Origin of the sequence: Roseateles sp. SL47 (assembly GCF_026625885.1) — a bacterium.
GTDB lineage: Bacteria > Pseudomonadota > Gammaproteobacteria > Burkholderiales > Burkholderiaceae_C > Roseateles.
Genome location: NZ_CP113068.1, coordinates 3,062,141 through 3,087,442 on the forward strand (window position 1 = coordinate 3,062,141; position 25,302 = coordinate 3,087,442).

A 25,302-nucleotide genomic window follows, 5' to 3' on the forward strand; every position below is an offset into this window, starting at 1 on the left:
CTGCGGCATCGGGCAAGGAGACGCCATGTATACCCAGGCCATGAGCATTGGTCCCCAGGACGAAGTCCGCCGGCTGCAGTCGGCGCAGGACCAGGCCCGCAATGCGGCGTTTGAGTCCCGCATCGATGACGGTGATTTCATCGAGGCCAAGGACTGGATGCCCGATCACTACCGCAAGACGCTGGTGCGGCAGATCAGCCAGCATGCCCATTCGGAGATTGTCGGCATGCTGCCGGAAGGCAACTGGATCACCCGCGCGCCGACGCTCAAGCGCAAGGCGATTCTGCTGGCCAAGGTGCAGGATGAAGGGGGCCATGGGCTCTATCTCTATTCCGCCGCCGAGACCCTGGGTACCAGCCGCGACCAACTGCTGGATGCGCTGCACACCGGCAAGGCCAAATACAGCTCCATCTTCAACTACCCCACGCTGACCTGGGCCGACATCGGCGTCATTGGCTGGTTGGTGGATGGTGCCGCGATCATGAACCAGGTGCCGCTGTGCCGCTGCTCCTACGGCCCTTATGCCCGCGCCATGATCCGCATCTGTCGCGAAGAGAGCTTCCATCAGCGCCAGGGCTATGAGAGCCTGCTGACCATGATGCGCGACGGCACGGCCGCGCAGAAGGCGATGGTGCAGGATGCGGTGAACCGCTGGTGGTGGCCGTCGCTGATGATGTTCGGCCCGGCGGACAAGGACTCTCCCAATTCCGAGCAGTCGATGCGCTGGGGCATCAAGCGCCTGAGCAATGACGAACTGCGGCAGAAGTTCGTGGACGCCACCGTGCCCCAGGCCGAAATCCTGGGCGTGACGCTGCCCGACCCGCAACTGGCCTGGAATGCCGAACGCGACCACCATGACTTCGGCCCGATCGACTGGAGCGAATTCTGGCGCGTGGTGGGCGGCGACGGCCCCTGCAACCGCGAGCGGCTGTCGGCCCGTGTGAAAGCCTGGGAAGAGGGTGCATGGGTGCGCGAGGCCGCGCTGGCCCATGCCCGCAAGAAGGCGACCCAGGCCGAGGCGGCCTGAATCAATGCTGCCGTCCCGTTGCTGCCGTCCCCGCATCCTGCACAGCCATCAGCGCCCACACGACACCTCATCCGGAACCTCACCATCATGACCACCAATCAACAGACCGGCGCCCAGGAATGGCCCTTGTGGGAAGTCTTCGTCCGAAGCAAGGCGGGCCTGGACCACAAGCATTGCGGCAGCCTGCATGCGCCCGATGCACCGATGGCGCTGCAGATGGCGCGGGATGTCTACACCCGGCGTCAGGAAGGCGTGAGCATCTGGGTGGTCCCGTCGTCCGCCATCGTGGCGTCCGACCCCGGAGAGAAGTCCATGTACTTCGACCCGATGGAGGACAAGGTCTACCGCCATCCGACCTTCTATCAGTTGCCCAAGGAACTGGACCACATGTGAGCGCCTGCCGGCCCACGATGACTACCGAGGTGATGATGGTTGCGAATGTTGTGGATCACGCCGGGGCGCGCTATTTGCTGCGCATCGGCGACGCCTGCCTGGTGCTGTCGCATCGGCTCTCCGAATGGTGCGGCCATGCCCCCATGCTGGAAGAGGACCTGGCCCTGGGCAATATCGCGCTGGATCTGCTCGGCCAGGCCCGCGCGCTGCTCACGCATGCGGGCCAACTGCCGCAATCGAAGGGGAACACCGGCGCCCCCGTGCTGGATGAAGACCAGCTGGCCTACCTGCGAGAGGAACGCCATTTCCTCAATCCGGTGCTGATGGAACTGCCGCGTGGTGACTTCGCTTTCACCCAGGCCCGCAACCTGATGGCCGCCTGCTGGCTGCTGCCGCTGTGGGACCGCCTGCGTGAGTCCAGCGACCCGGAAGTGGCCGCCATTGCAGCCAAGGCCTTCAAGGAAGTTCAGTACCACCACCAGCATGCCGCCGACTGGGTGCTGCGGCTGGGCGACGGCACCGAGGAATCGACCCGTCGCATGCAGGCCGCGCTGCACCAGCTCTGGCCCTATGTGGGCGAGTTGTTTGCGTCGGATGAGGTGGACGAGGCGGCGGTGGCTTCCGGCCTCGGCCCGGCCTGGTCCGAACTGCGGGAGGACTGGGACAGCGCCATGGCTGCCGTGCTGGCGGAGGCCCAGTTGCCCCGCCCGAAGGACACTGCACATGTCTACGCCGGCCGGCAGGGGGTGCATAGCGAGCACATGGGGCACATGCTGAGCACCATGCAGTCCCTGCAGCGCACCTACCCCGGCGGCGTGTGGTGACCCCCATGCAGCAGCCCCAGGACCGCAGCTGTGGCCGGCTCCCGGCTGCCTGGGAGGTGCTGGCGCAGGTGCCCGACCCGGAAGTGCCGGCGATTTCGCTGGTGGAGCTGGGCATCGTGCGCGACCTGCAGGAAACCGCCGACGGGCTGGAGGTGGTGCTCACGCCCACCTATTCCGGCTGCCCGGCCACTGAAGCCATTGAGCAGCAGGTGCGGGAAGCCTTGTCCCGCTTTGGCACGGTGACGGTGACGATGCGCCGCGCGCCCGCCTGGACCACCGACTGGATCACCCCGGAAGGCCGCGACAAACTGCGCGCCTACGGCATTGCACCGCCAGGGCCGGTGTCGGCGGAGGCGGGTGTCCCCATCCGGCTGCTGCGCCGCGCCAGTGCCGCGCCCGTGGCCTGCCCGCGCTGCGGCAGCGTGCAGACCGAGCGCCTGTCGGCGTTTGGCAGCACGGCCTGCAAGTCGCTGTATCGCTGCCTGTCCTGCCGTGAGCCCTTCGAATTCTTCAAGCCGTTGTAGACCTTCTTCATCATGAGCCTGCACTTCCATCCCCTGCGCCTGCGCGCCAAGCACCAGGACACCGACGATGCGGTGGTGCTGTCCTTTGAAGTGCCCGAGGCGCTGCGCGACACCTTCCGCTTCACCCAGGGCCAATACCTCACGCTGCGCGGCGAGGTGAACGGCCAGGACCTGCGCCGCTCCTACTCCATCTGCGCCGGCGTGGACGACGGCGAACTGCAGGTGGGGGTGCGCGAGGTGCCGGGCGGTGCTTTTTCGTCCTGGGTCCACCACAGCCTGAAGCCGGGTGACACCGTGCAGGTGTTTCCGCCGCAAGGCCGCTTCCATGTGCCACTGGACCCGTCGGCGCAACGCCATTACCTGGGCATCGCGGCCGGGTCGGGCATCACGCCCATCCTCTCCATCATGAAGACGGTGCTGGGCCGCGAACCCCACAGCCGCTTCACCCTGATCTATGGCAACCGCCGCCCCGCCAGCGCCATGTTCAAGGAGGAACTGGAGGACCTGAAGAATCGCTATCTGACCCGGGTGTCGCTGCACCACGTGTTTTCTCGGGAGCATGTGGATTCGCCGCTGATGCAGGGACGTCTGGACCAGGACAAGCTGCGCGACTTCCTTCAGGGCCCCGTGCCGGCCCGGAGTGTCGACCAGGTGTTTGTCTGCGGCCCGTTCGAGATGAATGAGCAGGCCCATGCTGCCTTGACCGAGGCCGGCCTTCCGGAGGAGCGTATCCACATCGAACGTTTTGGCACGCCGGACATGCAGCAAGGCCGGCCGGCCCCGCATGAGGTGCTGGCGCAGGATGCGGAAGCCGCGCGGGTGGTGGTGATACGGGACGGTGTCTCCCGTGAGATCGAATTCCGTCGCAGCGACCCCAGCCTGCTGGAGGCGGCGGCCCGTGCCGGCATGGACGTCCCGTACTCCTGCAAATCGGGCGTGTGCTCCACCTGCCGCTGCAAGCTGCTGGAGGGAGAAGTGCGCATGGACAGGAACTTCGCCCTGGAAAAACATGAGGTGGCCGCTGGCTTCATCCTCAGTTGCCAGGCGCATGCGCTCACACCGAGGGTGGTGATTTCCTTCGATGAGCGCTGAGCGCTCTAGACTCGCGGACCTTTTGCAACGGAAGAACGATTGATGGCCCGCGGACGCGCCCCCGGATTCGATGCCAGCCGCGAGGAGATCCTCGCCCAGGCGGCACGCCTGTTCGCCAACCATGGCTTTGCTGCCACCTCGATGAATCAGGTGGCGGAGGCCTGTGCGGTGTCCAAGCCCACGCTCTATCACTATGTGCGGGACAAGCATGAACTGCTGGCCCTGATCTGCCAGACGCATCTGCAGCATCTGGCTGATCTGGTCGATGAGGTGTCGGCCCGCCAACTGCCGCCACAGGAGCATCTGCGGGCGCTGATCCTGAGCTTCGTGCGGGCGTATGGGGAGTCACAACATCAACATCGGGTGCTGACCGAGGACATGAAATTCCTGGACGACACGCACCGCGCGCCGCTCATCGATGTGGAGCGCCGGGTGGTGGCCCGCTTTGCCGATGCCGTCGCCACCCTGCGGCCGGAGCTGCGCGACGTCCATCTGCACAAACCCTTGACCATGCTGCTGTTCGGCATGATCAACTGGACCTTCACCTGGCTGCGGCCGGACGGCGCCCTGACCTATGAGGCCATGGCACCGATGGTGGCGGATCTCTTCTTTGGCGGTCTCGGGTCCGTCAAGGCGGAGCTGCCCAGCTCTGCGGGCATGGCCGCACCAGCCTCATGAAGGCTGGCCCCTCCCTTGCGTTCTAGACACAAATTCCAAGGAGACAACATGAAACGCATCGAGAAGACCCTGCTGGCCCTGGCCGGTGCCGCCCTGATGGGCCTGGGCGGCAGCGCCTGGGCAGATATCAACATCGGCGTCAGCGTGTCGGCCACCGGGCCGGCCGCGTCCCTGGGCATTCCGGAGAAAAACACGTTCAGCCTGATGCCCACGACCATCGCCGGGCAGAAGGTCAACTACATCATCCTGGATGATGCCTCCGACACCACCACGGCGGTGGCCAACACCCGCAAGCTGATCACCGAGCACAAGGTGGATGTGGTGGTGGGTTCCACTGTCACGCCCAACTCGCTGGCGATGATCGACGCGGTGTCCGAGGCGCAGGTGCCGATGATCTCGATGGCCGCATCGGCACGCATCGTCGAGCCGATGGATGCCAAGCGCAAGTGGGTGTTCAAGACGCCGCAGAACGACATCATGATGGCGCTGGCGATTGCCAGCCACATGCAGGCCCAGGGCGTGAAGACCGTGGCTTACATCGGTTTTGCCGATGCCTACGGGGAAGGCTGGTATGGGGAATTCAACAAGGTGGCGGCCAGCAAAGGCCTGAGCATCGTGGCCAACGAGCGCTACAACCGCACCGACACCTCGGTGACCGGTCAGGCGCTGAAGATCATGGCGGCCCGTCCGGATGCGGTGCTGGTGGGCGGCAGCGGCACGCCGGCCGCGCTGCCGCAGAAGACGCTGAAGGAACGCGGGTATGCCGGCAGGTTCTATCAGACCCATGGCGTGGCCAACAACGACTTCCTGCGCGTGGGCGGCAAGGATGTGGAAGGCACCTTCCTGCCCGCCGGACCGGTGCTGGTGGTGGATCAATTGCCGGCCGACCATCCCGCCAAAAAGAGCGCCAAGGAGTACGTGACCCGTTATGAAGGTGCGTTTGGCAAGGGCAGCGTGTCCACCTTCGGCGGCCATGCCTGGGATGCCGGGCTGCTGCTGCAGGCGGCGATTCCGGTGGCCCTCAAGAAGGCCCAGCCGGGCACGCCGCAGTTCCGCGCCGCCCTGCGGGATGCGCTGGAGTCGGTGAAGGAACTGCCGGCCGCCCATGGCGTGTTCACCATGTCCCCCAATGACCATCTGGGCCTGGACCAGCGCGCCCGCGTGATGGTGAAGATCGACAACGGCACCTGGAAGTATCAGCCATGAGCATGTCTCCTCCCGTCCTCCAAAGCCTCATCGCCGGCCGCTGGGTCGGCGCCACCGCCGCGCGCGGGCTGCACAGCGCCATCAACGGCCGGCTGGTGGCGCAGACGCATGCGGAAGAGATCGACTTCGGTGAAAGCCTGGATTTCGCGCGGCGCCAGACCCTGCCGTCGCTGCTGGCGCTGGACTACCAGCAGCGGGCCGCGCTGTTGAAGGCCCTGGCCACCTATCTGATGGAGCGCAAGGAGGCGCTTTACGCCATCTCCGCACACACCGGGGCCACGCGCGCCGATTCCTGGATCGACATCGAAGGCGGCATCGGCACGCTCTTCGCATATGCCTCGATGGGACGGCGCGAGTTGCCCTCCAGCAATGTGGTGCATGAAGGCCCGGCGACGCCGCTGGGCAAGCAGGGCCAGTTCATGGGCACCCACGTGCTGGTGCCCCGTCGCGGCGTCGCGGTGCACATCAATGCCTTCAATTTCCCGATGTGGGGGATGCTGGAGAAATTCGCCCCCAGCTTGGTGGCCGGCATGCCTTGCATCGTCAAACCGGCCACTGCCACCAGCTATGTGGCGGAAGCCTGCGTCCGCATGATCGAGGCGTCCGGCCTGCTGCCGGCCGGTGCGTTGCAGCTGGTGATCGGCAGTTCCGGGGATCTGCTGGACCGGCTGCTGGAAACCGATGTGGTCACCTTCACCGGCTCGGCGGACACGGCAGCGCAGTTGCGGGTAAATGCCAATCTGGTGCGCCGCTCCATCCCGTTCAACGGGGAGGCGGACAGCCTGAATTGCGCCATCCTGGCGCCCGACGTGCTGCCCGGGGACCCGGAGTTCGACCTCTTTGTGAAGGAGGTCCATCGCGAGATGAGCGCCAAGGCCGGCCAGAAGTGCACGGCCATCCGCCGTGCCATCGTGCCGGCCGCGCAAGTGGAGGCCGTGGCCGCCGCGCTGCGCGAACGCCTGGCGAAGATCAAGGTTGGCGACCCGGCCATTGAAGGTGTGCGCATGGGCGCTTTGGCCTCCAAGGCCCAGCAGGCTGACGTGGCCGAACGGCTGGCGCAACTGGCGCGGGGCAACGAGATCGTGTTTGGCGAGCGGGATGGCTTTGCCCCGGTGGGGGAGGGCGTGGGTGACGGCGCTTTCTTCGCCCCGACGCTGCTGCTGTGCCGCGATGCCCTGCACAACGAAGCGGTCCACAACGTGGAGGCGTTTGGCCCGGTCTCCACGCTGATGACCTACACGGATTTCGACGAAGCCCTGGCCCTGGCTGCCAAGGGGCGCGGCTCGCTGGTGGGCTCGGTCATCACCCGTACGCCGGCCCTGGCGGCGCAGGCGGTGCTGCATGCCGGTGCCTTCCACGGCCGTCTGCTGGTGCTGGACCGCGAGGCGGCCGCCGAATCCACCGGCCATGGCTCTCCCCTCCCCATGCTCAAGCATGGCGGCCCGGGACGCGCCGGCGGCGGCGAGGAGCTGGGCGGCATCCGTGCGGTGAAGCACTACCTGCAGCGCTGTGCGGTGCAGGGCTCCCCCACCATGCTCACCGCCATCACCGGGGAATATGTGCGCGGCGGTGCGGTACACGAGGATGTGGTGCATCCGTTCCGCAAGTACTTTGAGGAGATCCAGGTGGGCGATTCGCTGCTCACCCATCGGCGTACGGTGTCGGAAGCAGACATCGTCAACTTCGGTGGCATCTCCGGCGACTACTTCTACATGCACTTCGACGAAGTGGCCGCCAAGGACACCCAATTCGGCAAGCGCATCGCCCACGGCTACTTTGTGCTGTCAGCCGCCGCCGGGCTGTTCGTGTCGCCCGCACCGGGGCCGGTGCTGGCCAACTATGGGCTGGACACGCTGCGCTTTGTGAATCCGGTCGCCATCGGGGACACCATCCAGGCACGCCTGACCTGCAAGCGCCGCATCGACCGGGGCAACCGCCCCGACCAGCCCCCCCAGGGCGTGGTGGCCTGGGACGTGCAGGTGACCAACCAGCTGGGCGAGCTGGTGGCCAGTTACGACATCCTCACCCTGGTGGCCAAACGACCGGCGGGATGACCTGTGCGGGCCGGGGGCTTGTTGTGTCCTTAGAATCGCCAGCTCCCAAGCGATGACGCCCTGTTGAACGGGCGATGACGATGAGTGCTGCTGTTCGTACCGCCGCCGCCCCGGCGCCGGTGGTGATCGTGGGGGCCGGCCTGGCCGGCTTGACCGTGGCTTTGCATCTCGCGGACCAGGTGCCGGTGATCGTGCTGGCCAAGCGTGAGCTGACCGAAGCGGCCACCGCCTGGGCGCAGGGCGGCATCGTCGGGGTGCTGGGCAGTGACGACAGCATCGACAGCCATGTGCGCGACACCCAGGAGGCTGGCGCCGGTCTGGTGGACGAAACCACCGCCCGCTTCATCGCCGAACGCAGTGCCGATGCCGTCGGCTGGCTGGTGGGGCAGGGTGTGCCCTTCACCGCCGACGAGCAGGGGCCGCTGGGCCTGCATCTCACCCGCGAAGGCGGGCATGCGGTGCGCCGCATCGCCCACGCGGCGGACGCCACCGGCAAGGCCATCCATGACGCCTTGCTGGAGAAGGCGCGGGCCCATCCCAACATCGAGCTGCGCCAGCGCTGGATGGCGCTGGACCTGATCACCTCCCGCCATGTGCAACGTGAGGAACCGTCCCGCTGTTATGGGATCTACGCGCTGGACATGGATGCACAGCGCGTGGAGGCCATTGCCGCCCGGGCGGTGGTGATGGCCACCGGTGGCGCGGGAAAGGTCTACCGCTACACCACCAATCCGGACACCTCCACCGGTGACGGCATTGCCATGGCCTGGCGGGCGGGCTGCCGCGTGGCCAACATGGAATTCATCCAGTTCCATCCCACCTGCCTTTACCACCCGCAGGAGCGCAGCTTCCTCATCACCGAGGCGCTGCGCGGGGAGGGCGGTCACCTGAAGCTGCCAGACGGCACCCGCTTCATGGCCGCGCATGATGCCCGCATGGAACTGGCGCCGCGTGATGTGGTGGCCCGCGCCATCGACTTCGAGATGAAAAAGCATGGGCTGGACCATGTCTGGCTGGATGCGACCCACCTGGGCGAAACCTTCCTGAAAGAGCATTTCCCGACCGTGCATGCCCGTTGCCTGGCCCTGGGCATCGACATCGCCCGCCAGCCGATTCCGGTGGTGCCGGCGGTGCATTTCACCTGCGGTGGCGTGGTGGCCGACCTCAGCGGTCGCGCCGACCTGCCCGGCCTATATGCGGTGGGTGAAACGGCCTACAGCGGGCTGCATGGGGCCAATCGCCTGGCCAGCAATTCGCTGCTGGAATGTGTGGTGTTGGGCCGGACCTGTGCGGACGACATCCTCGGCCAGCCCCTGGGGGAACCGGCACCGCTGCCGGCCTGGGATGAAAGCCAGGTGGAAGATGCGGACGAGCAGGTGGTCATTGCCCACAACTGGGATGAGCTGCGCCTGCTGATGTGGAATTACGTCGGCATCGTGCGCACCACCAAGCGGCTGGAGCGGGCCCTGCACCGAATTGACCTGCTGCGCGGCGAGATCGACGACTACTACGCCAACTTCCGCGTCAGCCGCGACCTGCTGGAACTGCGCAATCTGGTGGACTGCGCCGAGCTGATCGTGCGGTCTGCGTTGCTGCGGCATGAAAGCCGCGGGCTGCATTTCAGCCGCGACTATCCGCGCACGCTGCCGGCCAGCCTGCCGACCGTGCTGGTGAAGGGGCCGGGTAACCGCTGAGGGGGCGCTGAGTGCGCTGAGTGCGCTGAGGCGTCATGGACGCTTGGCACGCAGCACACTACGGGCCTGCACGAAGTTGAAGGCGTAGTTCACCGCCTCCTTGATGGCGGCGTCCACGTCCAGCCGCTCCTGTTCGGTGAGATAGAAGGAGTAGTCCACCGCATGGCGGATGTAGCGCGGGGGCAGCCGGTTCAGCGCCACGCAGGCCACGTCCGCCATCAGTTCAGGGTCCGCCTGGATGGCGGGGTAGGTGGCGGCGGTATCGATCACCGCAGCGAACACTTCACGTTCGTGATGGTTGTAGAGCGAGGTGAAATCCATGGTGGGTCTCGGCAATGCTGCCTGGCTGCAGCGATGCCCCCAGCATAGAGGCCGGATGGCCTTCATGGAAAGCCCCGGTGGACGCCAGTTTGCGCGGGGTCAGGGAAGGCGCACGGCACCATGGGGGCGCCGTGGCCCCTTGGCTTATGCGGCGCCGATACCCGGCGTCATGCCGGCGGTGCGCGCCTTCAAGGCGGCAGTGAAGTCCAGCATGCGGGTGATGCAGGACAAGGCCTGGCCGCGCACGGGTTCGGCCACCTGAATCTCACCGACACCACGCTCCAGGCACTCCACCACGCCCTGCAGCCCGTTCATGGCCATCCAGGGGCAATGGGCGCAGCTCTTGCACGTGGCGCTGTTGCCAGCGGTGGGGGCTTCGATCAGCCGCTTGTCCGGTGCCAGTTGGCGCATGCGGTGAAGAATGCCGTTGTCGGTGGCCACCACATATTCGCGGGCCTTGCCTTCCACCACGGCCTTGATCAGCGCGGAGGTCGAGCCCACCACGTCCGCCTGCGCCACGACCGACGCCGGGGATTCGGGGTGGACCAGGATCATGGCGTCTGGATGCTGCTGCCGCAGCAGTTCCAGCTCCAGGCCCTTGAATTCGTCGTGGACGATGCAGGCACCGTTCCACATCAGCATGTCCGCGCCGGTCTGGTCCTGGATGTAGCGGCCGAGGTGGCGGTCCGGTGCCCACAGGATCTTCTCGCCGCGCGCCTTGAGTTCGGAGACGATCTCCAGCGCGCAGGAACTGGTGACCATCCAGTCCGCACGGGCTTTCACGGCGGCACTGGTGTTGGCATAGACCACCACGGTGCGGTCCGGATGGGCGTCGCAGAAGGCGGTGAATTCGTCCACCGGGCAGCCCAGGTCCAGTGAGCAGGTGGCGTCCAGATCGGGCATCAGCACCCGTTTTTCGGGGCTGAGGATTTTGGCGGTCTCGCCCATGAAACGCACGCCCGCCACCACCAGGGTGCTGGCGGCATGGTCGCGGCCGAAGCGGGCCATTTCCAGCGAGTCGGAGACGATGCCGCCGGTTTCCTGGGCCAGGTCCTGCAAGTCTCCATCGACGTAGTAATGGGCCACGAGCGCGGCGCCTTTGGCAGCCAGCAGCTGCTTGGCGCGTTGCTTGAGGGACTGTCGCTGGCTGGCCGTGAGCGGCGCCGGCACCGTGGCCCAGGCCTGGGCGGTGCAGGTGGCGCCTTGGGCGTCCTGGCGGGCGAAATCGAGCAATACCTGATCCATGGTGCGATTTTAGGGAATCCCGGGAGCACTCCAGGCCGGAAGGGGTTCTGCGAGCGGGGTCACACCTGCTCGAAGAACCGGCTCGGCGGCATGCCCACGGTGCGGGTGACCATGGCGGAGAAGGCGCTGGGGCTGGCATAGCCCAGTTCGCTGGCGATCACACCCATGGGCTTGCGATGCGCAGCCAGGCGCAGCGCCTCGGCCAGCAAGGCCTGCTGGCGCCATTGCGCGTAGCTGCTGCCCAGCTCCTGCCGGAACAGCCGCGATACGGTGCGGGCACTGGCGCCCACCAGCTCGGCCCAGTCTTCCAGCGTGGCAAAGCGCTGCGGATGCGCCAGCACAGCCTCGCAAAGGCGTCGCAGGCGCTTGTCCGTGGGCAGGTCCACCCCCAGGCGCAGGCTGCGCGCACGGCGGATCTCGTCCAGGATCAGATGGGCCAGCCAGCGCTCCCGGTCGCCGACGGTGCTGTCCAGCTGCACATCGTCCTGGGCCAGTTGCACCACCAGCTCCCGCAGCAGCGGGGACACCTCCAGCACCCGGTTGTCCTGCCAGACAGCGTTCTGGCAGGGCGGGCGATGCAAATACAGCGTGCGCAGTTCACAGCGCTCAACGGCCGTGACGGCATGTTCCACGCCGGCCGGAATCCAGACCGCCCGGGACGGCGGAAGGAGAAAGGTGGCCCGCTCGGTGTTCACGCGCACCACGCCACTGACGGAAAAGACAAACTGGCCCCACTCGTGGCGATGGGCCTGGATGTCCATGTGGCTGCCCATGCTGCGGGACTTGGCCCGTACCGGCCGTTCGTCGCTGGGGGCGTAACGACGCGGGTCCAGCGGGGGCACGCTGGTGCGGGGCCGCCGGGTGTCGTCGGCCAGGGCCGCAGACGGCCGCAGGGCCTGGGAAGACCGGGGCGTGCGGGAGGGGGGACGGGCCATGGCGAGATTTCGATAGAACTTGTCCGCCTATCGTAATTGCGTCGGCGCCAGCCTGACAACATCGCCACCATGAATACCGCCACCCTGCCGCTGAGCGCCGAACAGAGCGCCAAACGAGACATCCAGACGATCAGCCTGATCGGCCTGGCCCACGGCACCTCGCACTTCTTCCACATGCTGCTGCCGCCGCTGTTCCCCGTCTTCATGCGGGAATTCGGCCTGAGCTATTCGGAGCTGGGCCTACTGGTGACCATTTTCTTTGTCATCAGCGGGGTGGGGCAGGCCTTGTCCGGCTTCCTGGTGGACCGCACCGGCGCCCGGCCCATCCTGTTTCTGGCGCTGAGCTGTTTTGTGCTGGCCTCGCTGGCAGCGGGCACGGCGCATGGGTTCATGGGGCTGGCCTTGGCTGCAGCGCTGGCCGGGCTGGGCAATTCGCCGTTCCATCCGGTGGACTTCACCATTCTCAACAAGCGGGTGTCGCAGGCCCGGCTCGGGCATGCCTTCTCGGTGCACGGCATCACCGGCAACATCGGCTGGGCGCTGGCGCCGGTGCTGCTGCTGTGGATCTACGAAGGCACCGGCGGGCAGTGGCGGCTGGGTTATGCGGCCACGGCCGCCTGGGCGCTGCTGGTGATGGCGCTGCTGGCGTTCAAGCGTGACGCCATTGACGACCGGCAGGGCAGTTGGGGCCATGAGAAGCCGGGTGCTGCGGCCGCACCGAATGAACATCCGATGGCCTTTCTGAAGCTGCCGTCGGTGTGGCTGTGTTTCTCCTTCTTCTTTTTCACAACGGCCGCGCTGAGTTCCATCCAGAGCTTTGCATCCCCCGCCTTGAATGCGATGTACGGGCTGGACCTGTCGGTGACCAAATGGGTGGTGACCGGCTATATGGTGGCCGGTGCGATCGGCATGATTCTGGGCGGCTTCTGGGTGGCGCGCTCCCAGCAGCTGGAGCGCAATATCGCCTGGGCGATGACCGGCGCGGCCGCACTGCTGGCGCTCACCGGCACGGGCTGCTTGCCCGCCGGCCTGGCCTTGGTGGCGGCGGCGTCCGCAGGTTTTGGCACGGGACTGGCCGGCCCCTCCCGGGACATGCTGATCAAGAAGGCCGCGCCCCCGGGGGCTACCGGGCGGGTGTATGGGACGGTGTACTCCGGTCTGGACACCGGTTTTGCGGTGGCCGCGCCAATTTTTGGTGCATGGATGGATCGCCAGTGGAACAACGCCGTCTTTCTGGGCGCTGCGGTGGCGCTGCTGGCCGGCATCACGGCGGCCAGCATTGTGCGCAAAGCCTGAGTCCCCCATTTCTTGATGCATTCTTGAGAGTCCGGGGCGTAGACTCAATGCCACTCAGGAGAGGCACATGGCCAACAACAGCTATTGGTTTCCGGCAAAGCGTTACGGCTGGGGCTGGGGCTTCCCCGGCACCTGGCAAGGGCAGGTGACGCTGCTGGGGTTCTTGGCGCTGCTGGTGGCGGGGATATTTGTATTCCCGCCCCAGGACTCCTACCTGGGCTTCATGACCTATGTGGCGCTGCTGAGCGCGATGCTGCTGGGCGTCTGCTACCTCAAGGGCGAGCCGCCGCGCTGGCGTTGGGGCGACAAGGGGCGCTCGGTCTGAGTTCGCAAGCTCCGCAAGGTTTGCCTCCTCAGCAGAGTCAGCAGGGTCAGCCGAGTCAGCCGAGTCAGTCGAGTCAGTCGTATTGGCCGCTTCAAGGCATCACAAGCCTCAGCCGAACACCAGGGTATGCCAGCGCGTCCCTGCGGTTTGAAGCACGGCATCACTCACTTCATGCACACGTAATGCGAGCTGGTGAGGCTGCAGGCACGCGATGATGGTGTCGGGCGGGTGGTTGTAGAAGAGCCGCCCGTCCGGATCGCGGTCCTCGCGCAGCAGGTCCCGGGACATGTCCGGGATGGACAGCAGCAACTGGCTGCCCGCCCCGGGCCGCTTCAGCAGAGCCGCCATGGCGCTCAAAGCGGCCACGAGCGAGTCAGGTGCAAGGTGCATCAGCACCGCGCTGCAGACCACCGCGTCAAAGCCATTGGGTTGAAGGTCCTCAAACGGCCGACCCAGTGCAGGCAGCGAGGCTTCCCTTAGCCGCCCGAGGAGGCCCGGGTGGCGGCTGAGCGCGACCGCTCGCATCTCGGCGCTGGGTTCCAGGCCGAAGACCTCCAGGCCGGACCACTGCATGGCGGCCATGTCCCGCCCGGCACCGGCGCCCACATCCAGCACCACGTCCCCGGGGTGCAGGCAGCGCTCCACCATGGGCAGCATCGCACTGCGGCTGGCCTCCGGGTGGGCAGTCAATCGCTGGGCGTAATCGGCATAAAAACGGGTCGTTGGGGAGTCCACGGTCGGGAGGCTGCAGCAACAGGGTGGATGGGACGGTCAGCGCTTGGGAAGTTGATAGCTGAACGCGTAGAAGTGCTGCCCGTCCTTGATGTCGATGTTGAGCGTGCCGGTGATGCCGGTGAGTTCGCCGGTGCCGGAATCGGGGACCACCTGCACATTCAGGCGCTGTTGGCCACGATTCATTTCGCCCATGTGCATGAGCACAAAACTCCCGCTGCGTCCGGCCAAGGTGGCTTCCACCCGTTCCATGGCCACATAGCCCGCGGAGCCCGGCACGGCGGTGCGCACGCCCAGCATTTCCCCGAGGCTGCTGCCGTCCAGATCCCCATGGAACTGCTTGCGAAGGGCCATGCGGCCCAGTTGCGCCGGCTCGGTGCCGTCGGCTGCAGGCGCGTTGGACAACTTGACGTCGAAGGTGCCTTTCGCGATGGCAGCAGTGCCGGCGGCAGGAGCAGCGGGGGCTGTAGCAGGAGCAGGAGCAGGAGCAGCGGGAGCAGGAGCAGGAGCGGGCGGGGGCGCCGACGGGGCCGCCTGCGCGATCGTCGGCATCAGGCTGAAGATTCCCACGGCCCAAAGCGCCTTCAGCAAGAGCCGGTGGGGTGGGGAAGACAGGGCGTTTTGCAGGGGCCAGTGACGGTTCAACATGGGCGACCTGGAAGTTATTGGATGACACCAAGCATAGTCAAAATATGTATGTAAATACAGTGTTTTTCTAGGGGTGGCCGCCATTCTTGCCGGGAGTTCATCGTCACAGCACGCACCGCAGAAGGCGGTGCATCAACCGGAGACGAAGCATGAATTACGTAGACGGATTCGTGATCCCCGTGCCCACCAGCAAGCGTGAGGCCTATCGCCAGCTGGCCCAGGACGCTTCAGCCGTGTTCAAGGACCACGGCGCGCTTCAGGTCGTTGAATGCTGGGGGGATGATGTGCCCGAGGGGAAGCTGACGTCGTTCCCGATGGCCGTGCAGCGGACGTCAGACGAGACGGTGGTCTTCTCCTGGATCATCTGGCCCTCCCGCCAGGTGCGCGATGAGGGCATGAAAAAGGCGATGGAAGACCCGCGAATGAATCATGACGTCAAGACCTTGCCCTTCGACGGCAAGCGCATGATCTTTGGCGGGTTCGAGGTGATCGTGGACGCCTGATCGGTGTTGCGTCAGAACTCGGTCTGATCGCCAGGCTGAAGGACTCGCACCTGGGTGCGGGTCTTGCCCAAGGCCTGCATAAAGGCTTCCGGCGTGCCGCTCAGTTGCGGGTTGGTGCCGTAATGCATCGGAATCACCGTCTTCGGTTTGATCATGTCCCGCGTCACCATGGCCGCATCCTCAGGGTTCATGACAAACGGGCCGCCGCCAATGGGCATCAGCACCAGGTCTGGCCGATACATCTGGGCAATGAGTTTCATGTCGCCAAAGACGCCGGTGTCGCCCAGATGCCAGACCCTGAACCCGTTCTCGAATTCAATGATGAAACCGCCGGGCTCCCCGCCCACATGCACTTCGTCCTTGCCGCTGGCCGGATTTTTCCAGAGGACTTCGCTGCTGTGCTCCGCATGCACCAGCGTCACCCGGATGCCGGCACCGATCGGCGTGAGCGAGCCGCTTTTGTTGATGCGCTGGGCTTTTGGGGCCATTTCCAGCGCCACCAGCGTCTGAGCCAGCCCGGCCGGCGCGATCAGCGGTGCGTCATTCATTCGCGACAGCGCGGGCGCATCGGCCATGTGGTCGTTGTGGCCGTGGGTCACCAGCACCAGATCCACCTTGCCCAGCGACTCCAGTGTCTTGAAGGCCGGTGGCGTCTTGGGATTGGTGGTGAGCCAGGGGTCCGTCACGATCACCTTGCCGGTGGGGCTGATGAACTTGAAGGCGGATTGGCCCAGCCATTGCACTTGTACCTTGTTCTCGGCCCAGCTGGGCAGCGCAAAGACAAGGGCGGCGAGCAACAGGACGATGCGTGGCATGGTGGAGATCCCGGTTGGCGTGAATGGAAGCGACATGCGGTGGAAGCGACATGCGGCAAATTCGATACCGCTTGGGGATAGGAGATTCCTGCCGAAGCGGACACAATGAACTGTGCCAGAGCCTTTTCGTTTCTCAATGGGAGGTATGCATGTTCCCGACGACCACGATCCGGCAGCGCATGCTGCTTCTCAGTCTGGTTGGCCTGTTCTTCGTGTTGCTCGTGGGCGGGCTTGGATATGCCGCCGTGGAACGAATGGATGCTCAGGCGCATGCGCTGATCCGTGCCGGGGCGGCACTTCGCGCGCAGGTGGAAGCCGACATGATGCATGACGCCTTGCGGGGCGATGTTTATGTGGCGCTTCGCTCGGCCGCCAACCCTCAAGAGGCAGACGAGCAGGGCGTCCGGGCCGAAACGGCCGAGCACGTCAAGCAATTCCGGGAGCACATGGCGGCTTTGAAGTCGCTGTCTCTGGGGACTGACATCGACGCGTCCATTGCCAAGACCCAGGGCAGCCTGGACGCCTACATCAACAGCGCCACGCAGATGGTCGCCTTGGCCTTCAAGGAACTGCCAGCGGCCGAAGCCCGACTCCCGGCCTTCTCCAAAGACTTCAAGGCGCTGGAGACGGAGATGGAGTCCCTGAGCGATCAGATTTCTGAACTGGCTGAAAAGACTCGGGAGAACAGTGAGTCGTCTGCGAAAGGCGTTCGCCTGCTGCTGCTGGCGGCCGTGGTGGTGGCCGCAGCCATTTTGCTGGTGCTCAACACCCGGGTCGGCCACAGCATCGCGCTGCCGCTGAACCGCGCGGTGGATGTGACACGTGCCGTGGCGGCGGGGGATCTCACGGCACGCATCGAATCCGGCAGCGGGGATGAAACCGGACAGCTCATGACGGCGTTGCGGCAGATGTCGGATGACCTGGCGCGCATTGTGGGCCAGGTGCGCGACAGTGCGGCGCTGATCGCCACGGGCTCCTCCGAGATCGCCACCGGCAGCATGGATCTCAGCCAGCGCACCGAAGAGCAGGCGGGCAGCCTGCAGGAAACGGCGGCCACCATGGAGCAACTGACCGCCACCGTGAAGGCCAATGCAGAAGCCGCAGGCCGGGCCGCCTCCCTGGCTGCCAGCGCGTCGGAGGTGGCGGGCGAGGGCGGTCGCGCCGTCAGCGAGGTGGTACAGACCATGACGGCCATTGCCGCCAGCTCGCGCCGCATTGGCGACATCCTCGGTGTGATCGACAGCATTGCGTTTCAGACCAACATTCTGGCGCTCAACGCTGCGGTGGAAGCGGCCCGGGCGGGTGAGCACGGCAAGGGCTTTGCGGTGGTGGCGTCCGAGGTGCGCATGCTGGCAACCCGCAGCGCGGATGCGGCCCACGAGATCAAGTCGCTGATTGCCGACAACGTCAGCGGGGCTGAGACCGGCACCAAGCAGGTGGATGCGGCGGGTGCCACCATGAGCCGCCTGGTGGGCGAGGTGCGGGCCGTGAGTGAGCTCATTGCCCAGATCAACAAGGCCAGCCACGATCAGAGCCAGGGGCTGGTGCAGGTCAACGAGGCCGTGACGCAACTGGACCGCATGACGCAGCAAAATGCCGCGCTGGTCGAAGAATCCGCAGCAGCGGCGGAGACATTGCGTCAGCAGTCTGAACGGCTGAGTGGTGTTGTGGGGCAGTTCCGGCTGGGCTAGCCACTCGTGGTGGCAGTTCCACATCGGGTCGTTACCGGGGGGCGGGGAGCGCTGGCGTCGATAGACTGGCGGCTGGCTTTGCAGTGGATCCCAACACCCGCGCCATGCGCCCTCCAGAAGAATTTGACTATGTCGTGATCGGTTCCGGCTTTGGCGGCAGTGTGTCTGCATTGCGCCTGGCCGAGAAGGGCTACCGCGTCGCCGTCCTGGAACAGGGGCGGCGCTGGACGCCCGAGTCTTTGCCCACTTCCAACTGGGACACCGCACGCTGGATTCACCGGCCGGCGCTGGGGCTGCGGGGCTTCTTCAACATGCGCTTCTTCCGCCATGTGGTGGTGCTGCATGGCAATGCGGTCGGCGGTGGTTCCATCACGTACGGCAACACCCTGCTGGTGCCGCCCAACCGGGTGTGGAACGAAGGCACCTGGGCGGGCCTGGCCGATTGGCAGGCGGAGATGCCGGCCCACTATGCCCGTGCACAACACATGCTGGGGGTGACCACCAATCGGCGGCTGGGGCATGCGGACCATCTGCTCAAGCGCATGGCCAAAGAGGTGGGCGCCGAGGGGACGTTTTATCCGACCGAAGTCGGCATCTTCTTCGGGGACGATGGACGCGCCCCGGGGGCGACGTATCCCGACCCCTATTTCCAGGGCGAAGGGCCGGCGCGGAAGTCCTGCATTGCCTGTGGCGGTTGCATGGTGGGCTGCCGGCATGATGCAAAAAACACACTCGACAAAAACTATCTCTATCTGGCGGAGCGCAAGGGCGCCCAGGTCTTTGCCGAGACGAAGGTGGTGGATGTGCGGCCGGTTGGCGCAACCGATGGCGAGGGCCGTGGCGCAGAACACCGCCAACATGGCGGTGTTGGTGCTGCTGGTGCTGCTGGCGCTGGTGCTGTGAGTGCGGGTGGCGAGGACGGCGCGGCGGGCTATGTGATCGATACGGTGTCCACCGTTCCTGGTGACAAGGCTTCCCGCCGCACGCTGCGGGCCAAAGGTGTCGTCTTTGCGGCCTCATCGCTGGGCACGCAGGAACTGCTGTTCCGCCTTCGCGAGCAAGGGTCGTTGCCACGGATTTCGCAGGCGCTGGGCCAGCGTGTGCGGACCAATGCCGAGTCCTTGATTGCGGTGCGTTTTCCGGGGTCGACACGCGATTTGTCGGAGGGCATTGCCATCGGCTCCGGCATCTACATCGACGAGCACACCCACATCGAAGCGGTGCGTTATCCCAAGGGCTCGGACGCGATGGCGCTGCTGACGACCGTGATGACGCTGGGCCGCCCCGGATGGACGCGCATCTTCACCTGGATGGCCACCTTGCTGCACCAACTGTTCACGCAGCCCATCATGACACTGAAGACCCTGTCGCCCTTCAAGTCGGCGCAGGAGACGGTGATCTTCCTTTGCATGCAGACGCTGGAGGGGCATCTCACCATGCGCTGGCGTCGGCGCTGGTATTGGCCGTTCTCCAAGACCTTGACCACGCAGGGTGATCGCATTCCCACCTTCATTGCGGCGGCCAATGAGTTCGCGGTGAAGGCTGCACGTGCTACCGGGGGCGTGCCGCAGACCACGCTGACGGAAATCCTCTTGAATGTCCCCATGACCGCGCATTGCATGGGCGGAGCCGCCATGGGGCGGACCGCAGAGGAGGGCGTGTGTGACCGGCACAACCGGGTGTTTGGCTATCGCAACATGTACATCGTGGATGGCTCCATGCTGGCGGCCAACCTGGGCGTGAATCCCAGCCTGACGATCACGGCATTGGCGGAGCGCGCCATGGCGTACATCCCTCCGGCACGGGTGTCGGAACCGCAGGTCTCGATGGAGACAACGCCATCGTGAAGACCGATCACCTCAGAGGATTCACCGCGCAGAAGCCCTTGGGGGGGGCGGTCCCAGTCCAGCGACCACGGTCGATGCGGCCCCCAGGGACACGGCAATGATGCCCACGCGTGGGCCAGGCTGTTCCCGTCGAAGATAGGCCCCCGCTGCCTGGACGCCGAGGCTCAGGGGGAGCCGTGGGGCGAACGAAAGCCAGGTTCTGCAGAAATAACCGCAAATTGTGTTTGCCTAATGCTGGTTTTTTCTCCCCGCTGAGGTCCTCACACTCCACCTATCCCCTTTGTCGGAGTGCGCCATGTTTTATGCCATCAGCTGGTTCTCGGTTGTTCTGCTCCTGGCCCTGTGGTCGCTGACGGCCTGGGTCTTGCATGCCGTGGCTGTGTGGGCCGTGTCTCACGCGGGTGCGTGGTCCGGCGCAGCCTCGCAGGCCATCTCGCCCACGCTGCCGGACTGGTTGTCCCCTTGGGTGCCTTCGGCGGTGATGGAAGCGCTCACGCAGTCCCTCGCCGCGCTCGGGCCGATGGTGGACAGTCTGTTGCAAGCCGCTCCGGCGCTGGCCGGCGGGCTGAGCTTCGTGACCTGGGCCGTCTGGGGGATCGGCAGCGCTTTGCTGCTGCTGATGGGCGTGGGCCTGCACCTGCTCATCGCTGCGGTGCGACGCCATGCGCGTCGCGCGGCGGAGGGTGCTTCGCAGGTGTCGCCAGCGGTGTGACGCTGGCTTCAACGCCGGTGGTCGAGCGGTGGAATAAGGCTCCAGGGCCGCGCCGGTGGAGCGGCCGCTTCCTCAGGCAAATGCCTCCACCGATGCCTCCAGCGACCGCTTCACACGCGCCAGATAGTCCGCGCGGAATCGGCGCAGCACGTAGTCCCGGTGGTTGGTCTCCGCCAGCTTGGCCCAGGCTTGCCGCCGGCCACGCTCGGAAACCTGCGCACAGCTCGCCAGCGTCGTTGCGTCCGGATAGGGCTTGGACGCTGTGGTCATGCATTCGTAGCCGTAGATCGCCATGTACTCCTGGGTCAGCGACTCGATGATCTCGATCTCGTCCATCGACAGCTGCGCCTTGAACTTGTCCGTCATTGCCGGGATGGGGGCAAAGCAGTTGGATTGCCAGAGATCGGACAACTTCGAGAGCTGGCGTGCTTCATCGGACGACGTCACATCCAGCATCTGCGGGAGGAAATCAATGCCGATGAAGCTGCATACCCGGCGCAGGATCTGCTCCTGGTCGGTGATGAAATCCTCGAAGCGGATGGTCAGCACGCGGTCCGGATGCGCCTGCGCAAGTGCATGCCCCGCGCGATGTGCGTTCAACCAGCTCAGGGCATTCAGGGTGGTGTCAAAGTCGTGAATGATGGCCCGATTCATCGACGCCACCTGCGCCCGCGGGTCTCGCACCACGTTGAGGAACCGCATCTGTGGAAACAATGCCAGTTGCTCCTCGGCGTAGTGAATGCTGTCCAGCGACTTGTCCATCACCACCGTCGCCCCATGTCGCTGCCCCGCCCGCAACAGCAGTTCCCAGGCAATCCGGTGCACGCTGCGCCCTTGGTCCTTGATGGCTTCAAAGATCTCCACGGGGTCAAACGCCATATCCGGCCACTTCACCACCCCTGAGGCCTGCAGGCCCACCACATCCACGACCAGCTGGAAATAGCGATGGTCATCGTTCAAGTCGCCGTAGAGCGGCACCAGCGGCATGAAGTCAACAATGTGCAGCGGATAGGGCGAGTAGAACTTTGGGTTGAAGTTCAATCGCAGCCGCAAGGCATGGCTGCCGCAGCGCCTCAGAGGCGTCATGAGCAGTGGCAACGGGGTTGAAACGCCGTGATCAGTCAGAGCCATTACACACCTCCCTCGATGTGTTGAAGGACGTCGCAGCTTTAGTGCAGAACGCCGGAGGACCAGAGGAGTTGCATCAATTCATCTGCCGCTTCGTCCAGGTTCATCCGCCCGGTGTCGATGCACAGGGTGGGCGCTTCTGGTTCTTCGTAGGGTGAGGTGATGCCGGTGAACTGTGAAATCAGTCCCGCACGGGCTTTCGCATAGAGCCCTTTCGGGTCGCGCCCTTCGCAGGTGGACACATCCGCGCTCATGTAGACCTCCACGAAACGCGCGTCACCGACGATGGCACGAGCCATGGAGCGATCTTCGCGGCTCGGAGAAATGAGCGCGCTGAACACAATCAGCCCCGCGTCATTCATCAGCGAAGCGACTTCGGCGGTGCGGCGAATGTTCTCCCGCCGATCCTGGGCACTGAATCCGAGGTCACTGTTGAGATGGTGGCGGAGGTTGTCGCCGTCCAGCACGTAGCTCAGGCGCCGCTGCGCGAGGAGGCGGCGCTCCATTTCATAGGCCAGCGTGGATTTGCCGGCGCCACTCAGGCCGGTGAACCAGATGGTGGTGGCGCGTTGGCCCAGGAGGCGCGCGCGGTCCGGTGGAGAGACAGCGCCTCTGTGTTTGAAGATGTCTCTGCCGAACGAGACCGACGCTTCAAATGCTGCCCGACCTTCAGTGCCGTATGGATGACCCATGACATCAGCCTCCCAGCCGTTTCCCGACCGTTATGAGGAAATTGTTGCTCTTTATGAGGAAAACGCAATACCCTTGGCCCAGGGATGGCTGGGATTCGCGATGGATTACCTGTTATTCAGCATTTGTGCCGGATTGGCCGCCTATGTGCAAACGCTCACGGGCTTCGCTTTTGCGCTGGTGCTGCTGGGATTGACGGCGTCGCTGCAATTGGGGCCGGTGGGGTGCTCGGCCGATGCTGCGAGCCTGCTGGTGCTGTTGAACGTGGCCGCTTATTTTTGGTTCCATCCCTTGACGCCCGAATGGCGGCGGGTGCTGCCCGCGCTGCCCAGCAGTGCCATTGGGGTGGCTGCGGGGCTGGTCTTGCTGCACTGGCTGAGTGCTCAGGCCGGGCGCCAATTGGCGGCCGCGCTGGGCGTGACCATCATGGTGTGTGCCGGGCTGATGTGCCTGCCGCGCCAGGCGCAGGCAACGCCGTCCGGACGATGGAGCTATGCAGTGGCGGGGGGCTTTTCGGGTCTGCTGGGCGGGCTCTTCTCTGCGGCGGGGCCACCCCTCGTGTTCCACATGTATCGACAGCCTTTGTCGACACAGGTGGTGCAGCAAGGCTTGATGGTGGCCACCGCCTTCAACAGTGCCTTGCGGCTGGTGATGGTGGCGGGGAGTGGGCAGTTGTCCGCCGATGCCCTCTGGCTCGGGCTTGCTGCAGCGCCGATGGTGCTGATCGTCCACGCACTGCATCGGCGCTTTCCGCTCCGGTTGAATTCACAGCACGTGCGCCGATTGGCGGCTTTGCTGCTGGGCGGGGCCGGACTTTTACTGGCGTTGCACGCCTGAGTGTTCAGTCAAGCCTCTCACGGAGCGCCAGCATCGCCACGATTCGAGCGAGCCCAGGCCATTCATCCAGAAACTCCGAGCAGTGAATGCTTCGAGTCAACTCAAGTCCAAGCCGAGCATCTGGCCAAAGCTGAGCGTCACGACCACCAGCCCGGCGACCAGCAGCAAGAACACAACGGCCACGATGGCACTCGTGCGTAGCACTTCGCGCTGCTTGGCCGCACCGTCCTTCTTTCTCGCCTGGTCGTAATGCCACTTGATGGCGAAGAACATGCCAATGCCCAGCACGATCAGCTTGAAGGCAATGAAGACTGTAGGGACCCATTCCATGATTTCGACGCTTCCAGGCTGTTGCTTGACACCATCTGCCGTGAGGGGAGCGACCCCGACACTCCGGTCCGGGCTGGAGCCGTGGGGCGCGCTCAGCACTGTGCGCGCGGCAGTCGGTAAAGTACAGATGCAGATTATTTAAAAAACACCAGATCAGATGGGTGGCTGGGAGGTCATTTCACTCGGGGATGCGGATGCCCATACAGTGGGGCTGTTCCACGCAGCAGGCCATATCAGCAGCCCACCCCATGAAGCGTTACGAAGTTCTTGCCGATGACCTGGCGGCGTCCATCGCTGCGGGTCAGTTGCGCCCTGGAGACCGCCTTCCATCGGTCCGCGAAGCCAGCAAGGACCGCAGTGTCAGCCCCTCGACCGTCTTTGAGGCCTACTACCTGCTGGAGGCCCGCGGCCTGATCGAGGCGCGGCCACGGTCCGGCTATTTTGTCAGCCAGGCGGCGATTTCTCACCCGGAGCCCCACGCCTCCGATCCGCTGGCCGAGGAGCGCAGCGTCGAGGTGTCAGAGCTGGTGTTTCAGGTGCTCGATGTGGCGCGCAACCGGGCTGTGGTGCCGTTGGGCTCGGCGTTTCCCAGCCCGACGCTGTTCCCGCTGGACAAGCTGGCCCTGGCGCTCGGCAAGGCCACGCGCGGGCTGGACCCTTGGCGCACCGTCGAAGACCTCTCACCGGGCAGCGCCGAACTCCGGCGCCAGATTGGTCTGCGTTACCTGAGTGCCGGCTGCAAGGTGGATGCGGATGAGGTCGTCGTGACCAATGGGGCGATGGAGGCATTGAACCTGTGCCTGGAGGCGGTCACCAAGCCCGGCGACCTTGTGGCCATCGAGTCCCCGACCTTTTATGGCGCCCTGCAGGCGCTGGAGCGGCGTGGGCTCAAGGCCGTTGAGGTGGCCACCCACGCGCGTACCGGCGTTGATGTGCCTGCGTTGGCCGCCATCATCGACCGGCATCCGGTGAAAGCGTGCTGGCTGATGCCGAATTTCCAGAATCCGTTGGGCAGCCTGATGCCGGATGCCGCCAAGGCAGCGCTGGTGGCATTGCTGGCGGAGCGAGACATTCCGCTCATTGAAGATGACGTGTATGGAGAGCTGTACTTCGGACCACGCCCACGGCCCGCCAAGGCCTGGGACAAGAGCGGCTGGGTCCTGCATTGCAGTTCCTTTTCCAAATCTCTGGCGCCTGGTTTTCGCGTCGGCTGGGTGGCCGCCGGTCGGTTCGCCCGGAACGTCAGCCGCCGCAAACTCATGAGTTCATTGGCGACACCTGTCCCCATGCAGGAGGGCCTGAGTGAATACCTCCGGCGAGGCGGTTATGACCGGCACTTGCGGCAGCTTCGGCAAGCGCTCGTGACCAACCGCCAGGTGGTGTTGAGGACGATTGCCAAAAGCTTTCCTTCAGGCACCCGAGTCACCCAGCCGGAGGGGGGATATTTCGTGTGGGTGGAATTGCCGGCCGAGATCAACACCCTGGAGTTGCACCGGGTGGCCTTGTCGCATGACATCAGCATTGCGCCGGGGCATTTGTTTTCGGCCGATCACCGCTTCACGCATCACCTGCGGCTGAATTTCGGACATCCCGACCATGCGCAGGTGGTGGAGTCGCTGAAGACGCTGGGGAAGATTGCAAAGGCGCTGGCGCAGGAGGGCTTCACCGAGCAACGGTGAGCCGCGGTGAGCAGAGGTGGGCAGCGGTGAGCAGAGGTGGGCAGCGGTGAGCAGCGCGAGTGCAGCCCTGCGGGGC

26 protein-coding genes are annotated in these 25,302 nt (G+C 65.2%); 17 read left to right on the forward strand and 9 right to left on the reverse strand.

Annotation, left to right across the window (positions count from 1 at the left end; all coding sequences use genetic code 11):
• Positions 1-25: 25 nt before the first annotated feature.
• The 9 genes from paaA (at position 26) to nadB (ending at position 9,492) form a co-directional block, all read left to right on the forward strand.
• A complete protein-coding gene (paaA, locus tag OU995_RS13430) occupies positions 26-1,027 on the forward strand; it encodes a 1,2-phenylacetyl-CoA epoxidase subunit PaaA (RefSeq protein ID WP_267836046.1) in 1,002 nt (333 codons plus the stop codon).
• 87 nt (positions 1,028-1,114) lie between these two features.
• Entirely contained in the window at positions 1,115-1,420 is a 306-nt protein-coding gene (paaB, locus tag OU995_RS13435) for a 1,2-phenylacetyl-CoA epoxidase subunit PaaB (protein ID WP_267836047.1), read from the forward strand.
• Positions 1,421-1,452: 32 nt separating this feature from the next.
• A complete protein-coding gene (paaC, locus tag OU995_RS13440) occupies positions 1,453-2,244 on the forward strand; it encodes a 1,2-phenylacetyl-CoA epoxidase subunit PaaC (RefSeq protein WP_267836048.1) in 792 nt (263 codons plus the stop codon).
• Between the two features lie 5 nt (positions 2,245-2,249).
• Positions 2,250-2,768: a 1,2-phenylacetyl-CoA epoxidase subunit PaaD gene (gene paaD / locus OU995_RS13445; protein ID WP_267836049.1), complete on the forward strand. Its 519-nt coding sequence runs from the start codon at positions 2,250-2,252 to the stop codon at positions 2,766-2,768.
• Between the two features lie 12 nt (positions 2,769-2,780).
• Entirely contained in the window at positions 2,781-3,860 is a 1,080-nt protein-coding gene (gene paaE, locus OU995_RS13450) for a 1,2-phenylacetyl-CoA epoxidase subunit PaaE (protein WP_267836050.1), read from the forward strand.
• A gap of 42 nt (positions 3,861-3,902) precedes the next feature.
• Positions 3,903-4,538: a TetR/AcrR family transcriptional regulator gene (locus OU995_RS13455; RefSeq protein ID WP_267836051.1), complete on the forward strand. Its 636-nt coding sequence runs from the start codon at positions 3,903-3,905 to the stop codon at positions 4,536-4,538.
• 48 nt (positions 4,539-4,586) lie between these two features.
• The gene (locus tag OU995_RS13460) at positions 4,587-5,744 is read left to right on the forward strand and encodes an ABC transporter substrate-binding protein (RefSeq protein WP_267836052.1); all 1,158 of its coding nucleotides are present in this window, start codon (positions 4,587-4,589) and stop codon (positions 5,742-5,744) included.
• Positions 5,741-7,798: a phenylacetic acid degradation bifunctional protein PaaZ gene (paaZ, locus tag OU995_RS13465; protein ID WP_267836053.1), complete on the forward strand. Its 2,058-nt coding sequence runs from the start codon at positions 5,741-5,743 to the stop codon at positions 7,796-7,798. The genes OU995_RS13460 and paaZ overlap by 4 nt, the downstream gene beginning before the upstream one ends.
• Before the next feature lie 80 nt (positions 7,799-7,878).
• Positions 7,879-9,492, forward strand: coding sequence for an L-aspartate oxidase (gene nadB, locus OU995_RS13470; protein WP_267836054.1), 1,614 nt, complete (start codon positions 7,879-7,881; stop codon positions 9,490-9,492).
• Positions 9,493-9,525: 33 nt separating this feature from the next.
• Here the strand turns inward: nadB and OU995_RS13475 are convergent, their stop codons facing one another.
• The 3 genes from OU995_RS13475 to OU995_RS13485 all read right to left on the reverse strand — a co-directional run bounded on the left by OU995_RS13475 (position 9,526) and on the right by OU995_RS13485 (position 11,993).
• A complete protein-coding gene (locus OU995_RS13475; protein ID WP_267836055.1) occupies positions 9,526-9,813 on the reverse strand; it encodes a late competence development ComFB family protein in 288 nt (95 codons plus the stop codon).
• A 144-nt stretch (positions 9,814-9,957) separates the two neighbouring features.
• Positions 9,958-11,058 carry a quinolinate synthase NadA gene (nadA, locus tag OU995_RS13480; RefSeq protein ID WP_267836056.1) on the reverse strand — a complete coding sequence of 367 codons (1,101 nt, stop codon included), beginning with the start codon at positions 11,056-11,058 and terminating at the stop codon, positions 9,958-9,960.
• A gap of 59 nt (positions 11,059-11,117) precedes the next feature.
• The gene (locus OU995_RS13485) at positions 11,118-11,993 is read right to left on the reverse strand and encodes an AraC family transcriptional regulator (RefSeq protein WP_267836057.1); all 876 of its coding nucleotides are present in this window, start codon (positions 11,991-11,993) and stop codon (positions 11,118-11,120) included.
• Positions 11,994-12,062: 69 nt separating this feature from the next.
• Between OU995_RS13485 and OU995_RS13490 the strand changes: the two genes are divergently transcribed.
• Together OU995_RS13490 and OU995_RS13495 are read left to right on the forward strand one after the other, a co-directional pair.
• Positions 12,063-13,289 (forward strand): MFS transporter, encoded by a 1,227-nt coding sequence (locus tag OU995_RS13490; RefSeq protein ID WP_267836058.1) that lies wholly within the window; start codon positions 12,063-12,065, stop codon positions 13,287-13,289.
• A gap of 67 nt (positions 13,290-13,356) precedes the next feature.
• Positions 13,357-13,614 (forward strand): hypothetical protein, encoded by a 258-nt coding sequence (locus OU995_RS13495; RefSeq protein ID WP_267836059.1) that lies wholly within the window; start codon positions 13,357-13,359, stop codon positions 13,612-13,614.
• Positions 13,615-13,722: 108 nt separating this feature from the next.
• Here the strand turns inward: OU995_RS13495 and OU995_RS13500 are convergent, their stop codons facing one another.
• Positions 13,723-14,349 (reverse strand): class I SAM-dependent methyltransferase, encoded by a 627-nt coding sequence (locus tag OU995_RS13500; RefSeq protein ID WP_267836060.1) that lies wholly within the window; start codon positions 14,347-14,349, stop codon positions 13,723-13,725.
• A gap of 36 nt (positions 14,350-14,385) precedes the next feature.
• The gene (locus OU995_RS13505) at positions 14,386-14,916 is read right to left on the reverse strand and encodes a DUF3224 domain-containing protein (protein WP_267836061.1); all 531 of its coding nucleotides are present in this window, start codon (positions 14,914-14,916) and stop codon (positions 14,386-14,388) included.
• 227 nt (positions 14,917-15,143) lie between these two features.
• On the opposite strand from OU995_RS13505, the gene OU995_RS13510 reads away from it, so the two are divergent.
• Positions 15,144-15,497 (forward strand): DUF1428 domain-containing protein, encoded by a 354-nt coding sequence (locus OU995_RS13510; protein ID WP_267836062.1) that lies wholly within the window; start codon positions 15,144-15,146, stop codon positions 15,495-15,497.
• Positions 15,498-15,508: 11 nt separating this feature from the next.
• On the opposite strand, the gene OU995_RS13515 is transcribed toward OU995_RS13510, so the two are convergent.
• Positions 15,509-16,312: a metal-dependent hydrolase gene (locus OU995_RS13515; RefSeq protein ID WP_267836063.1), complete on the reverse strand. Its 804-nt coding sequence runs from the start codon at positions 16,310-16,312 to the stop codon at positions 15,509-15,511.
• Between the two features lie 149 nt (positions 16,313-16,461).
• Here OU995_RS13515 and OU995_RS13520 point away from each other — a divergent pair, with 149 nt between their 5' ends.
• The 3 genes from OU995_RS13520 to OU995_RS13530 all read left to right on the forward strand — a co-directional run bounded on the left by OU995_RS13520 (position 16,462) and on the right by OU995_RS13530 (position 20,562).
• Positions 16,462-18,003, forward strand: a complete 1,542-nt coding sequence (locus tag OU995_RS13520; RefSeq protein WP_267836064.1) for a methyl-accepting chemotaxis protein — start codon at positions 16,462-16,464, stop codon at positions 18,001-18,003.
• A 104-nt stretch (positions 18,004-18,107) separates the two neighbouring features.
• Positions 18,108-19,850 (forward strand): GMC family oxidoreductase, encoded by a 1,743-nt coding sequence (locus OU995_RS13525; RefSeq protein ID WP_267836065.1) that lies wholly within the window; start codon positions 18,108-18,110, stop codon positions 19,848-19,850.
• A 295-nt stretch (positions 19,851-20,145) separates the two neighbouring features.
• Positions 20,146-20,562 carry a hypothetical protein gene (locus OU995_RS13530; RefSeq protein WP_267836066.1) on the forward strand — a complete coding sequence of 139 codons (417 nt, stop codon included), beginning with the start codon at positions 20,146-20,148 and terminating at the stop codon, positions 20,560-20,562.
• Positions 20,563-20,634: 72 nt separating this feature from the next.
• On the opposite strand, the gene OU995_RS13535 is transcribed toward OU995_RS13530, so the two are convergent.
• Together OU995_RS13535 and cysC are read right to left on the reverse strand one after the other, a co-directional pair.
• Positions 20,635-21,693, reverse strand: a complete 1,059-nt coding sequence (locus tag OU995_RS13535; protein ID WP_267836067.1) for a sulfotransferase family protein — start codon at positions 21,691-21,693, stop codon at positions 20,635-20,637.
• 38 nt (positions 21,694-21,731) lie between these two features.
• Positions 21,732-22,382, reverse strand: coding sequence for an adenylyl-sulfate kinase (cysC, locus tag OU995_RS13540; protein WP_267836068.1), 651 nt, complete (start codon positions 22,380-22,382; stop codon positions 21,732-21,734).
• Here cysC and OU995_RS13545 point away from each other — a divergent pair.
• Positions 22,381-23,217 carry a TSUP family transporter gene (locus OU995_RS13545; RefSeq protein WP_267836069.1) on the forward strand — a complete coding sequence of 279 codons (837 nt, stop codon included), beginning with the start codon at positions 22,381-22,383 and terminating at the stop codon, positions 23,215-23,217. The genes cysC and OU995_RS13545 overlap by 2 nt on opposite strands.
• 96 nt (positions 23,218-23,313) lie before the next feature.
• Here the strand turns inward: OU995_RS13545 and OU995_RS13550 are convergent, their stop codons facing one another.
• A complete protein-coding gene (locus tag OU995_RS13550; RefSeq protein ID WP_267836070.1) occupies positions 23,314-23,547 on the reverse strand; it encodes a hypothetical protein in 234 nt (77 codons plus the stop codon).
• Between the two features lie 248 nt (positions 23,548-23,795).
• Between OU995_RS13550 and OU995_RS13555 the strand changes: the two genes are divergently transcribed.
• Positions 23,796-25,226 (forward strand): PLP-dependent aminotransferase family protein, encoded by a 1,431-nt coding sequence (locus OU995_RS13555; RefSeq protein ID WP_267836071.1) that lies wholly within the window; start codon positions 23,796-23,798, stop codon positions 25,224-25,226.
• The last annotated feature ends 76 nt before the right edge of the window (positions 25,227-25,302 follow it).